Here is a 15,034-nt window from a genome sequence, read left to right on the forward strand (position 1 = left end):
GTGTCACTTTCGCTTTGGCAGCAGTGTCTTGCCCGATTGCAGGATGAGTTACCAGCCACAGAATTCAGTATGTGGATACGCCCGTTGCAGGCGGAACTGAGCGATAACACGCTGGCTTTGTATGCGCCAAACCGTTTTGTGCTCGATTGGGTAAGAGACAAGTATCTCAATAATATCAATGGGCTGCTGAATAATTTTTGCGGCGCTGACGCCCCGCAGCTACGCTTTGAGGTCGGGACGAAGCCGGTCACCCAGACGCTGAAGACGCCGGTCAATAACAATGTTGCCGCGCCCGCTCAGGTGGCTCAGGTACAACCGCAGCGTCAGGAACCCGCGGCGGCGCGTCCCGGCTGGGACAACGTACCGGCGCCCGCTGAGCCTACCTACCGTTCTAACGTTAACGTGAAACACACGTTTGATAACTTCGTCGAAGGTAAATCTAACCAGCTGGCGCGCGCGGCGGCGCGTCAGGTGGCGGACAACCCTGGCGGCGCCTATAACCCGTTATTTCTGTATGGCGGCACCGGTCTGGGGAAAACCCACCTATTGCACGCGGTAGGAAACGGTATTATGGCGCGCAAGCCCAACGCGAAAGTCGTGTATATGCACTCCGAACGCTTTGTGCAGGACATGGTGAAGGCCCTGCAAAACAACGCGATCGAAGAGTTCAAACGCTACTACCGTTCCGTTGACGCGCTGCTGATCGATGACATTCAGTTCTTTGCCAATAAAGAACGATCCCAGGAAGAATTTTTCCACACCTTTAACGCCTTGCTCGAAGGTAATCAGCAGATCATTTTGACGTCGGATCGTTATCCTAAAGAGATCAACGGCGTCGAGGATCGTTTGAAATCCCGCTTTGGTTGGGGGTTGACGGTGGCGATCGAACCACCTGAACTGGAAACCCGCGTGGCGATCCTGATGAAAAAGGCTGATGAAAACGACATTCGTCTGCCTGGCGAAGTGGCGTTCTTTATCGCCAAGCGACTGCGCTCTAACGTGCGTGAGCTGGAAGGGGCGCTGAACCGCGTGATTGCTAACGCCAACTTTACCGGTCGGGCGATCACCATCGACTTCGTTCGCGAAGCGCTGCGCGATCTGCTGGCGTTGCAGGAAAAACTGGTCACTATCGACAATATTCAGAAGACAGTGGCGGAGTATTACAAAATCAAGATTGCGGATCTGCTGTCCAAGCGTCGTTCTCGCTCGGTAGCGCGTCCGCGTCAGATGGCGATGGCGCTGGCCAAAGAGCTTACCAACCACAGTCTGCCGGAAATTGGCGACGCGTTTGGCGGGCGTGACCACACCACCGTACTCCACGCCTGCCGCAAGATTGAGCAGTTGCGTGAAGAAAGCCATGATATTAAAGAAGATTTCTCCAATTTAATCAGAACATTATCTTCGTGACGCTATGAAATTTACCGTTGAACGTGAACATTTATTAAAACCGCTTCAGCAGGTCAGCGGCCCGCTGGGTGGTCGTCCTACGCTGCCGATTCTCGGTAACCTGTTGCTGCAGGTGGCTGACGGTACGCTTTCGCTGACCGGTACCGATCTTGAAATGGAAATGGTGGCGCGCGTTGCGTTGATTCAACCGCATGAGCCTGGCGCGACCACTGTCCCGGCACGCAAATTCTTTGATATTTGCCGTGGCCTGCCGGAAGGCGCTGAAATCGCCGTTCAACTGGAAGGCGATCGCATGCTGGTGCGCTCTGGTCGCAGCCGATTTTCGCTTTCCACCCTGCCTGCCGCCGACTTCCCGAATCTGGACGACTGGCAGAGCGAGGTCGAATTCACGTTGCCGCAGGCGACGATGAAACGTCTGATTGAGGCCACGCAATTCTCCATGGCGCATCAGGATGTGCGTTACTATTTAAACGGTATGCTGTTCGAAACCGAAGGTGAAGAGCTGCGTACGGTGGCGACCGATGGTCACCGTCTGGCGGTCTGCTCCATGCCGATCGGCCAGTCGCTGCCGAGTCATTCAGTGATCGTGCCGCGTAAAGGCGTGATTGAACTGATGCGTATGCTCGACGGCGGCGAAAACCCGCTGCATGTGCAGATCGGCAGCAACAACATCCGCGCTCATGTGGGCGACTTTATCTTTACGTCCAAGCTGGTGGATGGCCGCTTCCCGGACTACCGTCGCGTGTTGCCGAAAAATCCGGATAAACATCTGGAAGCCGGCTGCGATATTCTTAAGCAGGCGTTTGCCCGTGCGGCGATCCTCTCGAACGAAAAGTTCCGCGGCGTACGCCTGTACGTGAGTGAAAACCAGCTCAAAATTACCGCCAATAACCCGGAACAGGAAGAAGCAGAAGAAATTCTGGATGTGACTTATCCGGGAACGGAAATGGAGATCGGCTTTAACGTCAGCTACGTGCTGGATGTGCTGAATGCGCTGAAGTGTGAAACCGTGCGCATTATGCTGACCGACTCCGTCTCCAGCGTACAGATTGAAGATGCCGCATCACAAAGCGCGGCATACGTCGTCATGCCTATGAGACTTTAGTGAAAAATATCGGGCTATCTTGCTTGCCATTATCAACCTGGGCTGTGCTCGCCCCTGTCACGTACTTCGTGTACGCTTCAGGGTTTGCGCGCAGTCCGCGTTGAAACTGGCTGCGCCGATTACGCCCTGGCCCGAAGAAACCCTGATATGTCACTGACGCGCCTTTTAATCAAAGACTTCCGCAATATCGAAAGCGCGGATCTCGCTTTATCCCCCGGCTTTAACTTCCTGGTTGGCGCCAACGGCAGCGGCAAAACCAGCGTGCTCGAAGCCATCTATACGCTCGGCCATGGCCGGGCGTTTCGCAGTTTGCAGCCAGGCCGCGTGATTCGCCATGAACAGGACGCGTTTGTTCTGCATGGACGTTTGCAGGGCGCAGAGCGGGAAACCGCCATCGGCCTGACCAAAGACAAACAGGGCGACAGCAAAGTGCGCATCGATGGCACCGACGGTCACAAGGTCGCGGAGCTGGCGCACCTGATGCCAATGCAACTGATTACCCCCGAGGGGTTTACTTTGCTCAATGGCGGCCCCAAATACAGAAGAGCGTTCCTCGATTGGGGATGCTTTCACAACGAAACCGGATTCTTTACCGCCTGGAGCAACCTGAAGCGGCTGCTGAAACAGCGTAACGCCGCGCTGCGGCAGGTGAGTCGTTACGAACAACTGCGTCCGTGGGATAAAGAACTCATTCCGCTGGCGGAACAAATCAGCACCTGGCGCGCTGCGTACAGCGCCGGTATCGCGCAGGATATGGCGGACACCTGCCAGCAGTTCCTTCCTGAATTCACGCTCTCGTTCTCTTTCCAGCGCGGCTGGGAGAAAGAGACGGAGTATGCCGAGGTGCTGGAGCGCGGTTTCGAACGCGACCGCATGTTGACTTACACCGCGCACGGTCCGCACAAAGCGGATTTTCGCATTCGCGCCGATGGCGCGCCGGTGGAAGATACCTTGTCGCGTGGGCAGCTTAAGCTGCTAATGTGCGCCTTACGTCTGGCGCAAGGCGAATACCTCACCCGCGAGAGCGGGCGGCGGTGTTTGTACCTGATAGATGATTTTGCCTCTGAACTTGATGATGCGCGTCGCGGGCTGCTGGCCAGCCGCTTAAAAGCGACGCAATCGCAGGTCTTCGTCAGCGCAATCAGCGCTGAACACGTTCTGGACATGTCGGATGAAAATTCGAAGATGTTTACCGTGGAAAAGGGTAAAATAACGGATTAACCCAAGTTTAAATGAGCGAGAAACGTTGATGTCGAATTCTTATGACTCCTCCAGTATCAAAGTCCTGAAAGGACTCGATGCGGTGCGTAAGCGCCCGGGTATGTATATCGGCGACACGGATGACGGCACCGGTCTGCACCACATGGTATTTGAGGTGGTAGATAACGCTATCGACGAAGCGCTCGCGGGTCACTGTAAAGACATTATCGTCACGATCCATGCTGACAACTCCGTTTCCGTACAGGATGACGGGCGTGGCATCCCGACCGGTATCCATCCGGAAGAGGGCGTCTCGGCGGCGGAAGTGATCATGACCGTCCTGCACGCAGGCGGTAAATTCGATGATAACTCCTATAAAGTGTCCGGCGGTCTGCACGGCGTTGGTGTTTCCGTGGTAAACGCCCTGTCCCAGAAACTGGAACTGGTTATCCAGCGCGATAACAAAATCCACCGTCAGATTTATGAGCACGGCGTACCGCAGGCTCCGCTGGCGGTGACCGGCGACACCGATAAAACCGGTACGATGGTCCGTTTCTGGCCAAGCCTGGAAACCTTCACCAACGTCACTGAGTTCGAATACGAGATCCTGGCGAAACGTCTGCGTGAGCTGTCCTTCCTCAACTCTGGCGTCTCTATTCGATTGAAAGACAAGCGCGACGGTAAAGAAGACCACTTCCACTATGAAGGCGGCATCAAGGCGTTCGTTGAGTATCTGAACAAAAACAAAACGCCGATTCACCCGAATATCTTCTATTTTTCTACAGAAAAAGACGGTATCGGCGTGGAAGTGGCATTGCAGTGGAACGACGGTTTCCAGGAAAACATTTACTGCTTTACCAATAACATTCCACAGCGTGACGGCGGTACACACCTTGCTGGCTTCCGGGCGGCGATGACCCGTACCCTGAACGCCTACATGGATAAAGAAGGTTACAGCAAAAAAGCCAAAGTCAGCGCCACCGGCGACGACGCCCGTGAAGGCCTGATTGCCGTGGTGTCCGTGAAGGTGCCGGATCCGAAGTTCTCCTCCCAGACCAAAGACAAGCTGGTGTCGTCTGAGGTGAAATCGGCGGTGGAACAGCAGATGAACGAACTGCTGAGCGAATACCTGCTGGAAAATCCGTCTGACGCGAAAATCGTCGTCGGCAAGATTATCGACGCGGCGCGCGCCCGTGAAGCGGCGCGCCGCGCCCGTGAAATGACTCGCCGTAAAGGCGCGCTGGACTTAGCCGGTCTGCCGGGTAAGCTGGCGGACTGTCAGGAACGCGACCCGGCGCTGTCCGAACTGTACCTCGTGGAAGGGGACTCCGCGGGCGGCTCTGCGAAGCAGGGGCGTAACCGCAAGAACCAGGCGATTCTGCCGCTGAAGGGGAAAATTCTTAACGTCGAGAAAGCGCGTTTCGACAAGATGCTCTCTTCGCAGGAAGTGGCCACGCTTATCACCGCGCTGGGCTGCGGCATTGGTCGCGACGAGTACAACCCGGACAAACTGCGCTATCACAGCATCATCATCATGACCGATGCGGACGTCGACGGTTCGCACATCCGTACGCTGCTGTTGACCTTCTTCTACCGTCAGATGCCGGAAATCGTCGAGCGCGGGCACGTCTACATTGCTCAGCCGCCGCTGTACAAAGTGAAGAAAGGCAAGCAGGAACAGTACATTAAAGACGATGAGGCGATGGATCAGTACCAGATCTCCATCGCGCTGGACGGTGCGACGCTGCATGCCAACGCCAGCGCGCCGGCGCTGTCCGGTGAAGCGTTAGAAAAACTGGTGTCTGAGTACAATGCGACGCAAAAAATGATTGGTCGTATGGAGCGTCGTTTCCCGAAAGCACTGCTGAAAGAGCTGGTTTATCAGCCGACGCTGGTGGAAGCCGATCTTTCTGACGAGCAGAAAGTGACTCGTTGGGTGAACGCGCTGATCACCGAGCTGAACGAGAAAGAGCAGCACGGCAGCATGTGGAAGTTCGACATTCAGCACAATGCGGAACAGAACCTCTACGAGCCGATCGTCCGGGTACGTACTCACGGCGTGGATACCGACTATCCGCTGGATCACGAGTTTGTGACCGGTGCGGAATACCGTCGCATCTGCACGCTGGGCGAGAAACTGCGTGGCCTGATCGAAGACGACGCATTTATCGAACGTGGCGAACGTCGTCAGCCGGTCGCCAGCTTCGAGCAGGCGCTGGACTGGTTGGTGAAAGAGTCTCGTCGTGGCCTCGCTATTCAGCGTTATAAAGGTCTGGGCGAGATGAACCCGGAACAGCTGTGGGAAACCACCATGGACCCGGAAAGCCGTCGTATGCTGCGCGTTACCGTGAAAGATGCGATTGCCGCCGACCAGCTGTTTACCACGCTGATGGGCGATGCCGTCGAACCGCGTCGCGCCTTTATCGAAGAAAACGCCCTGAAAGCGGCGAACATCGATATTTAATCGGACCACAAAAGGGGAAATCCGTTTCCCCTTTCAATCCTCCTTTTGATAGCTGTTTTTTGAGCGGAATCGCGTTAGCATGAGTCAGGACTCATTTAATGCGGGGAATTCATGGCTATCAAACTCATTGCTATCGATATGGATGGCACCCTTCTGCTGCCCGATCACACCATTTCGCCTGCGGTAAAAAACGCGATTGCCGCTGCCCGGGAAAAGGGGGTCAACGTAGTGCTAACCACCGGTCGTCCCTATGCTGGTGTGCACAGCTACCTGAAAGAACTCCATATGGAACAGCCTGGCGACTACTGTATCACGTATAACGGCGCGCTGGTGCAGAAAGCAGGCGATGGCAGTACCGTTGCGCAAACAGCGCTAAGCTACGACGATTACCGTTACCTGGAAAAACTCTCCCGCGAAGTGGGTTCACACTTTCACGCCCTGGATCGCAACACGTTATATACCGCCAACCGTGACATAAGTTATTACACCGTGCATGAGTCCTACGTTGCGACCATTCCGCTGGTGTTCTGTGAAGCGGAAAAAATGGACCCGGCAACCCAGTTCCTGAAAGTGATGATGATTGACGAGCCCGCGATCCTCGATAAAGCCATTTCCCGCATTCCGGCAGAGGTGAAAGAGAAGTACACGGTACTGAAAAGTGCGCCGTACTTCCTCGAAATCCTGGATAAACGCGTCAATAAAGGCACCGGCGTGAAGTCGCTGGCCGATGCGCTGGAGATCAAGCCGGAAGAGATTATGGCGATTGGCGATCAGGAAAATGATATCGCCATGATTGAATACGCTGGTATGGGCGTGGCGATGGACAACGCTATACCGTCGGTGAAAGAGATCGCCAACTTTGTCACCAAATCCAATCTGGAAGACGGCGTGGCATACGCAATCGAAAAGTTTGTGCTGAATTAATGCCTGATCGTTAACACGCGAGCCGTTATTCGGCAAACAACCCCACCCGCATTTATTGCGGGTTTTTTTATGTCTTTCGTTTCTCTCTCATAACATTTTTATTACCGATTGTCGTTTTTGTGATCTAAATTGTAGTACAACATAATAGTATTGTACTACAGTGCGCGCATGGCAATGACGAATGACGTCACGTTAGTACTACAAAATTGAGGCGAATTTCAGCGGTAACGGTAAAGTAGAGCGGTACATTCAGAGCAGAAGGACTTTTCATGACTCTCAATAAAACCGATCGCATCGTTATCACGCTGGGCAAACAGATTGTTAGCGGTAAGTACGTACCTGGTTCAGCGCTTCCGGCAGAAGCGGAGCTGTGTGAGGAATTTGAAACCTCACGCAACATCATTCGCGAAGTGTTCCGTTCGCTGATGGCGAAACGCCTTATTGAAATGAAGCGTTATCGCGGGGCGTTTGTTACGCCACGTAATCAGTGGAATTACCTTGATACTGACGTCCTGCAATGGGTACTGGAAAACGACTACGACCCGCGCCTGATTAGCGCAATGAGTGAAGTGCGTAACCTGGTCGAACCGGCTATAGCACGCTGGGCAGCGGAACGCGCGACCTCAAGCGATCTGGCGGAAATCGAGTCGGCGCTCAATGACATGATCGCCAACAACCAGGATCGGGATGCCTTCAATGAAGCGGATATTCGCTACCACGAGGCGGTGTTGCAGTCGGTACATAACCCGGTTTTACAGCAGCTTAGCGTGGCGATTAGCTCGCTACAGCGGGCAGTTTTTGAACGGACCTGGATGGGCGATGAGGCCAATATGCCGAAAACGCTCCAGGAACATAAGGCGCTATTCGATGCAATACGGCATCAGGATAGCGATGCGGCAGAGCAGGCGGCCTTAACCATGATCGCCAGCTCGACACGAAGGCTCAAGGAAATCACATGACAGCACGCTACATCGCAATTGACTGGGGATCGACCAATCTGCGCGCCTGGCTATATCAGGGCGAGCAGTGCCTGGAGAGCAGGCAATCCGAAGCGGGCGTAACGCGTCTGAACGGTAAATCCCCGGAGGCGGTGTTAGCAGAAGTGACCGATGCCTGGCGCGACGGCGCTACGCCGGTAGTGATGGCGGGAATGATCGGCAGTAACGTGGGCTGGAAAATCGCCCCTTATTTACCGGTTCCTGCCTGTTTCTCGGCCATTGGCGAGCATGTAACGTCTGTTGGCGACAATATCTGGATTATTCCCGGGCTTAGCGTTTCGCGCGAGGATAATCATAACGTGATGCGTGGCGAAGAAACCCAACTGCTGGGCGCCCGTACGCTCTCTCCTTCCGCTGTCTATGTCATGCCCGGAACCCACTGCAAATGGGTGCAAACCGATGCTGAGCAAATCCACGATTTTCGCACTGTGATGACAGGAGAACTGCATCACCTGCTGCTGCGTCATTCGCTGGTGGGCGCAGGTTTGCCTGATCAGGTTCCGTCTCCGGAGGCGTTCAGCGCCGGTCTGGAGCGCGGTCTCAACTCGCCTGACGTTCTGCCAAAACTCTTTGAAGTTCGCGCTTCCCACGTGCTGGGAAGCCTGCCGCGAGAGCAGGTCAGCGAATTTTTATCCGGCCTGCTGATTGGCGCGGAAGTCGCCAGTATGGGCGATTTTATCCCAGGCGAGCAGGCCATCACCCTTGTTGCTGGCTCATCGCTGACCGTGCGCTATCAGCAGGCATTTCACGCTGTCGGGCACGAGGTGGCGACGGTAGCCGGCGATACGGCATTTCAGGCAGGCATAAGGAGCATCGCACATGCAGTGGCAAACTGATCTTCCGCTAATCGCAATTCTACGCGGCATTACGCCCGACGAAGCGCTGGCACACGTCGGCGCGGTCATCGACGCCGGTTTCGATGCGGTTGAAATTCCGCTTAATTCTCCGCAATGGGAAAAAAGCATTTCGACAGTCGTCGATGCGTTTGGTAACAGGGCGCTGATCGGGGCCGGAACGGTACTTAAACCCGAACAGGTAGACCAGCTCGCACAGTTGGGATGCAGGCTGATTGTTACGCCAAATATCAATCCAGACGTGATTCGCCGCGCGGTGGGCTACGGCATGACCGTCTGCCCGGGATGCGCTACGGCCACAGAAGCCTTTACCGCTCTCGATGCGGGCGCGCAGTCTCTCAAAATTTTCCCGTCGTCGGCCTTTGGCCCGGATTACATCAAAGCGCTGAAAGCGGTCTTACCTCCCAGCGTGCCGGTCTTTGCCGTGGGCGGCGTAACGCCGGAAAACCTGACGCAGTGGATAAACGCAGGCTGTGTGGGGGCGGGGCTGGGCAGCGATCTCTATCGTGCGGGTCAGTCAGTGGAACGTACCGCGCAGCAGGCGGCAGCATTTGTTAAAGCGTATCGAGAGGCAGTGAAATGAAGATAACGAAAATCACCACGTACCGTTTACCTCCGCGGTGGATGTTCCTGAAAATCGAAACCGATGAAGGCGTAGTTGGCTGGGGCGAACCGGTCATTGAAGGACGTGCGCGCACGGTGGAAGCGGCAGTCCATGAATTTGGCGATTACCTGATTGGTCAGGATCCAGCGCGTATCAACGATTTGTGGCAGGTCATGTACCGGGCCGGGTTTTACCGCGGCGGCCCGATCATGATGAGCGCCATCGCCGGTATTGACCAGGCGTTATGGGATATCAAAGGGAAAGTGCTGAACGCGCCGGTATGGCAACTGATGGGCGGTCTGGTGCGGGATAAAATCAAAGCCTACAGCTGGGTCGGCGGCGACCGTCCTGCAGAGGTGATTGATGGCATCAATAAGCTGCGTGGGATTGGTTTTGACACCTTCAAACTCAATGGCTGCGAAGAGCTGGGCGTTATCGACAATTCTCGGGCGATAGACCGCGCCGTCAATACCGTGGCGCAAATCCGTGAAGCCTTTGGCAGCGAAATTGAGTTTGGCCTGGACTTCCACGGGCGCGTCAGCGCGCCGATGGCAAAAGTGCTAATTAAAGAGCTGGAGCCGTATCGCCCGCTGTTTATTGAGGAGCCGGTACTGGCCGAGCAGGCGGAATACTATCCGAAACTGGCAGAACAGACGCACATTCCGATCGCGGCGGGTGAACGTATGTTCTCGCGCTTTGAGTTCAAACGCGTGCTGGAAGCCGGCGGCATTGCGATATTACAGCCCGATCTCTCCCACGCGGGCGGCATCACTGAATGCTACAAGATTGCCGGGATGGCGGAAGCGTACGATGTGGCCCTGGCGCCGCACTGCCCGCTTGGACCCATCGCACTGGCGGCCTGTCTGCATGTGGATTTTGTCTCCCGCAACGCGGTGTTCCAGGAGCAAAGCATGGGTATTCACTACAACCAGGGCGCGGAGCTGCTCGACTTTGTGAAGAATAAAGAAGACTTCAACATGGAAGGCGGTTTCTTCAGGCCATTAATGAAACCGGGTCTGGGCGTAGAAATTGATGAAGCGAAGGTCATCGAGCTGAGCAAAAATGCGCCGGACTGGCGTAATCCTTTATGGCGTCATGAAGACGGCAGCGTAGCGGAGTGGTAATACGCGCCATACTTCGCGCATTCCGGTTACGTTTTTAATTAAAAAAATTAAACACACCCTCTGTAAATTACAGGGCATGGTGAGCGGCTTCGCTATGCCCAAAATCTGGAGACAGATTGCGATGGATATTCCAGTTACTGCTACCAAAACCGGGCGTCGCCGCTACCTGACGCTAATCATGATCTTTATTACCGTGGTCATTTGCTATGTCGACCGCGCCAACCTTGCCGTGGCATCGGCCCATATTCAGGAAGAGTTTGGCATCACCAAAGCGGAAATGGGCTATGTTTTCTCGGCGTTTGCCTGGCTGTATACGCTGTGCCAAATCCCCGGCGGCTGGTTCCTTGACCGCGTGGGGTCGCGCCTGACTTACTTTATTGCCATTCTCGGCTGGTCGGTGGCGACCCTGTTCCAGGGATTCGCGACCGGATTGCTGTCGCTGATTGGCCTGCGTGCGATTACCGGGATTTTCGAAGCGCCCGCTTTCCCTACCAACAACCGGATGGTGACCAGTTGGTTCCCGGAGCATGAACGCGCTTCCGCTGTGGGTTTTTACACCTCAGGGCAGTTTGTCGGCCTGGCATTCCTCACTCCACTCCTTATCTGGATCCAGGAGCTGCTGAGCTGGCACTGGGTGTTTATCGTCACTGGCGGGATTGGCATTATCTGGTCGCTGATCTGGTTTAAGGTCTACCAGCCGCCGCGCCTGACCAAAAGTATCAGCAAAGCGGAACTGGACTATATTCGTGACGGCGGCGGCCTGGTGGACGGCGACGCGCCGGTGAAGAAAGAGGCGCGCCAGCCGCTGAGCAAAGCCGACTGGAAATTGGTGTTTCACCGCAAGCTGGTGGGCGTCTATCTGGGGCAGTTTGCGGTAACCTCGACGCTGTGGTTCTTTTTGACCTGGTTTCCGAACTACCTGACGCAGGAAAAAGGCATCACTGCCCTGAAAGCCGGTTTTATGACGACGGTGCCTTTCCTCGCCGCGTTCTTCGGTGTCCTGCTTTCCGGCTGGCTGGCAGACAAACTGGTGAAAAAAGGCTTCTCCCTCGGCGTGGCGCGTAAAACGCCGATTATCTGCGGCCTGTTAATCTCAACCTGTATTATGGGGGCGAACTACACCAACGATCCGGTCTGGATTATGACTCTGATGGCGCTGGCCTTCTTTGGCAATGGGTTTGCCTCTATCACCTGGTCGCTGGTTTCATCGCTTGCCCCGATGCGACTGATCGGCCTGACCGGCGGCGTGTTTAACTTTGTCGGTGGGCTCGGCGGGATCACCGTACCGCTGGTTATTGGTTACCTGGCGCAGGATTACGGCTTTGGCCCGGCGCTGGTCTATATTTCAGCCGTTGCCCTGGTGGGCGCCCTTTCTTATATCCTGCTGGTGGGGGATGTAAAACGCGTCGGTTAGGGCGTATTTACCAGCCTACCAGCGTTAACGGTGGGCTGGTCATCCTGCGTTACGGGAATATGCGCCACGCCGCTTTGCATGATCCACCTACGGGTCATCGCCGAGGTTAATACCCGACTCTTCAGGATTTTGCCATACAGCTTAAGGCGTAATTTGCGGGTCGCTTTTCGGTAAGCGCTATTTTTGTCCGCTGTTTTCTGCCCGAAAATACCGTGAAGGATCTCCGCGCTGTCCAGCGCATAGCTGATGCCTTCCAGCGAGCTGGCGCTGATAAATCCTGCCGCTTCGCCAATCAGAAAGGCATTCTCTTTACCGCAGACGAAGTCCGCCCAGCGCGACGGGAACAGAACCGTGCATTTCTCGCTTTTTACCGGTTTGCCGAAGCGGAACTGAAATGCCTCCATCCTGGCTTTTAATGCTTCAAATCGGGCTTGTCCGTCCTTCATCGGATACGCCCCGCCAAAGATAAAATAGCCATCCTTACTGATGCTCCAGGAATAACAGTCCGTGGCGGCGTTATCGAAAATGCAGGAATAAAACGGCACCGGATGGCTTTCCGCAAACCACTGCTGGATAGCGACGTATTTGCGAATCCGATGTTGTGGATAAAGAGCACGGCGTACCAGTGAGTTTGCGCCATCGGCACCGACCAGATAGCGGGCGCTAATCTGCTGCTCCCAGCCGTCGGCGCGAAAAATAACGTGCCATTTGTCCTCTTCCCGCCAGACTTTACGGCACAGGCTGTCGTGGTAAACCTGCACATCGTCAGGGATCAGCGACTTCATCCATAAATCAAAGGCATGGCGATTAATGTTGATGTAACTGCGCGGGTAGTTACGCGTGAGGGCTGCGTCGACGTCTACCGTTTTAACGCTGAATATTTGCGGATTAGCGATCACGTCCACCGGGAGCGTCATTCCGTCGCGAATAAATGAACGTTGTGCATCTGGCGCCAGCAGGCCGCCGCAAGGTTTAGTAAAGCCTTCGTTTCCGCACTGACGCTTTTTATCCAGCGCGATGACCCGCATCTTACCGCTTAACTTACGCGCCAGGGCTGCGCCCGCCGGGCCAAGGCCAATAATCGCAACGTCGAAATGTTCCATCTTTCTGTCCGCCAAAATAAAGATGACGCTACGCTAAAGCCTGAAAGTGAAGTCCTTGTGAAGTATGATGAGCAAAATCGTTTTGCAACGGGCTAACTCATGAAGCAAGTCACCTTTACGCCGCGTCATCATCAGCTGACCAATATCAATACCTGGACGCCGGACAGCAGCTGGCTGGTTTTTGATGTTCGCCCGTCCGGCGCGTCGTTTACGGGAGATACCATTGAGCGGGTCAATATACATACCGCTGAGCGGGAGGTGATTTACCGTGCCGATCGGGGGGCGCACGTTGGCGTCGTGACCGTTCATCCGCAGGTTGAAAAATATGTGTTCATTCACGGACCGGAGCATCCGGATGCGCACTGGCAGTACGATTTTCATCACCGTCGCGGAGTCATCGCTGAAGCGGGAAGCGTGTCGACTCTTGATGCGATGGACATCACCGCGCCCTGGACGCCTGGCGCGTTGCGTGGCGGCAGTCATGTCCATGTGTTTAGCCCGAACGGGAAATTTGTCAGCTTTACCTATAACGATCATGTGCTTCATGAGCGCGACCTGGCGCTGGATTTACGCAACGTTGGCGTCGCGACGCCGTATGGTCCGGTTACTGTTTCCGCAGAGCATCCCCGTGAGTACAGCGGCAGCCACTGGTGTGTGCTGGTCAGTCAGACCACGCCTTCGCCACAGCCGGGTAGCGATGAAATCAACCGCGCCTACGAAGAAGGCTGGGTGGGCAACGCTGCGCTGGCGTTTATTGGCGACACGCTTTCCGTGATGGGCGAAAAGGTGCCGGAACTGTTTCTGGTCGATCTCCCTCAGGATGAGGCGGGCTGGAAAACCCCCGGCGACGCGCCGCTGGAAGGAACGGCGTCAACCTTGCCCGCGCCGCCGCGCGGCGTGAATCAGCGTCGCCTGACGTTCACCCACTCGCGTCGTTTCCCGGGGCTGGTCAACGTGCCGCGCCACTGGGTACGTAGCAATCCACAGGGAAGCGAAATTGCCTTTTTGATGCGCGATGATAAAGGGATTGTGCAGCTCTGGCTTATTCCGGCGCAGGGTGGCGAACCGCGGCAGTTGACGCGCCATGCTACGGGCATACAGTCTGCGTTTAACTGGCATCCGTCGGGAAAATGGCTGGGATTTGTGCTGGATAACCGCATCGCCTGCTGCGATGCGCAAAACGGGGTGACGACGTTTCTGACCCAGCAACACGGGAATCCGCCGTCTGCGGATGCCGTCGTGTTCTCACCGGATGGCAAGTGGGTGGCATGGATGGAAGACGTTGACGGTTTCCGGCAGCTTTGGGTGACAGAAACCAGTCTGTAATTATTGTACGGGCATTCTGGCTGGCGGGATCACGGCATTGGTGGCCTGAGTGCTCTCCTCGCTTTTTTCAACGCGCGACCTGACCGAGCTGTCTTTGCGGAACAAATCCCACGGCAAAAGAATCGTGTCCATTACCGCGGTAAAAGGCATATCCAGAACCGCCAGCGATTTGGTGCCCCAGTTGGTTTCATCGTCGCCAATCATCGCGGCGCTGGCGCGCGTGCCTGGGTAAGTTCCCTCTTTACCGCCAGTATGTGACATTACGCTGGAGCAACCGCTCAGTAAAACCATCCCACTGCACATCATCAGCGTTAACAACACATTTCTTATCATGATTTATTCATCTATTGATTATGGGTGTTTGCCTGATGAGTTATAGCTGTCCCTTGCCAGAAAAACATCCTCATCATGTCGCTCTGTGGCGGTTATCGCACTTTACCATTACGTGCCTTACCCACCCAGTCTATGCAATAGACACCAAACTGCAAAAAAAAGTCCGCCGGACGCGCTT

General features: G+C 55.2%; 13 protein-coding genes. 11 read left to right on the forward strand and 2 right to left on the reverse strand.

What is annotated here, in order from left to right; all coding sequences use genetic code 11:
- The 10 genes from dnaA (at position 1) to JY391_RS00050 (ending at position 12,094) form a co-directional block, all read left to right on the forward strand.
- On the forward strand, positions 1-1,407 hold the full coding sequence (dnaA, locus tag JY391_RS00005; RefSeq protein WP_060569962.1) for a chromosomal replication initiator protein DnaA: 1,407 nt from the start codon (positions 1-3) through the stop codon (positions 1,405-1,407).
- Between the two features lie 4 nt (positions 1,408-1,411).
- Positions 1,412-2,512, forward strand: coding sequence for a DNA polymerase III subunit beta (gene dnaN, locus JY391_RS00010; RefSeq protein ID WP_042287249.1), 1,101 nt, complete (start codon positions 1,412-1,414; stop codon positions 2,510-2,512).
- Positions 2,513-2,659: 147 nt separating this feature from the next.
- On the forward strand, positions 2,660-3,733 hold the full coding sequence (gene recF / locus JY391_RS00015) for a DNA replication/repair protein RecF (protein WP_060569963.1): 1,074 nt from the start codon (positions 2,660-2,662) through the stop codon (positions 3,731-3,733).
- Positions 3,734-3,761: 28 nt separating this feature from the next.
- On the forward strand, positions 3,762-6,176 hold the full coding sequence (gyrB, locus tag JY391_RS00020) for a DNA topoisomerase (ATP-hydrolyzing) subunit B (RefSeq protein ID WP_042287244.1): 2,415 nt from the start codon (positions 3,762-3,764) through the stop codon (positions 6,174-6,176).
- A gap of 111 nt (positions 6,177-6,287) precedes the next feature.
- Positions 6,288-7,100: a sugar-phosphatase gene (yidA, locus tag JY391_RS00025; RefSeq protein WP_060569964.1), complete on the forward strand. Its 813-nt coding sequence runs from the start codon at positions 6,288-6,290 to the stop codon at positions 7,098-7,100.
- Positions 7,101-7,369: 269 nt separating this feature from the next.
- On the forward strand, positions 7,370-8,059 hold the full coding sequence (gene dgoR, locus JY391_RS00030) for a D-galactonate utilization transcriptional regulator DgoR (protein ID WP_042287238.1): 690 nt from the start codon (positions 7,370-7,372) through the stop codon (positions 8,057-8,059).
- A complete protein-coding gene (locus tag JY391_RS00035) occupies positions 8,056-8,934 on the forward strand; it encodes a 2-dehydro-3-deoxygalactonokinase (protein WP_211935044.1) in 879 nt (292 codons plus the stop codon). Before dgoR ends, JY391_RS00035 begins: the two co-directional genes overlap by 4 nt.
- Complete coding sequence (locus tag JY391_RS00040; RefSeq protein ID WP_205613141.1) at positions 8,918-9,535, forward strand: 2-dehydro-3-deoxy-6-phosphogalactonate aldolase; 618 nt, start codon at positions 8,918-8,920, stop codon at positions 9,533-9,535. The genes JY391_RS00035 and JY391_RS00040 overlap by 17 nt, the downstream gene beginning before the upstream one ends.
- Positions 9,532-10,680 carry a galactonate dehydratase gene (dgoD, locus tag JY391_RS00045; RefSeq protein WP_042287229.1) on the forward strand — a complete coding sequence of 383 codons (1,149 nt, stop codon included), beginning with the start codon at positions 9,532-9,534 and terminating at the stop codon, positions 10,678-10,680. Before JY391_RS00040 ends, dgoD begins: the two co-directional genes overlap by 4 nt.
- Positions 10,681-10,756: 76 nt before the next feature.
- On the forward strand, positions 10,757-12,094 hold the full coding sequence (locus JY391_RS00050; protein ID WP_211935045.1) for an MFS transporter: 1,338 nt from the start codon (positions 10,757-10,759) through the stop codon (positions 12,092-12,094).
- On the opposite strand, the gene cbrA is transcribed toward JY391_RS00050, so the two are convergent.
- Entirely contained in the window at positions 12,091-13,197 is a 1,107-nt protein-coding gene (gene cbrA, locus JY391_RS00055) for a colicin M resistance lipid reductase CbrA (RefSeq protein WP_211935046.1), read from the reverse strand. The two genes, JY391_RS00050 and cbrA, sit on opposite strands and share 4 nt — an antisense overlap.
- Before the next feature lie 99 nt (positions 13,198-13,296).
- Between cbrA and JY391_RS00060 the strand changes: the two genes are divergently transcribed.
- The gene (locus tag JY391_RS00060; protein WP_211935047.1) at positions 13,297-14,523 is read left to right on the forward strand and encodes a YidR family protein; all 1,227 of its coding nucleotides are present in this window, start codon (positions 13,297-13,299) and stop codon (positions 14,521-14,523) included.
- Here JY391_RS00060 and JY391_RS00065 read toward each other — a convergent pair whose 3' ends face one another.
- Complete coding sequence (locus tag JY391_RS00065) at positions 14,524-14,856, reverse strand: YceK/YidQ family lipoprotein (RefSeq protein WP_060569970.1); 333 nt, start codon at positions 14,854-14,856, stop codon at positions 14,524-14,526.
- Between the last annotated feature and the right edge of the window lie 178 nt (positions 14,857-15,034).

Origin of the sequence: Citrobacter sedlakii, assembly GCF_018128425.1 — a bacterium.
GTDB classification, from domain to species: Bacteria; Pseudomonadota; Gammaproteobacteria; order Enterobacterales; family Enterobacteriaceae; genus Citrobacter_A; species Citrobacter_A sedlakii.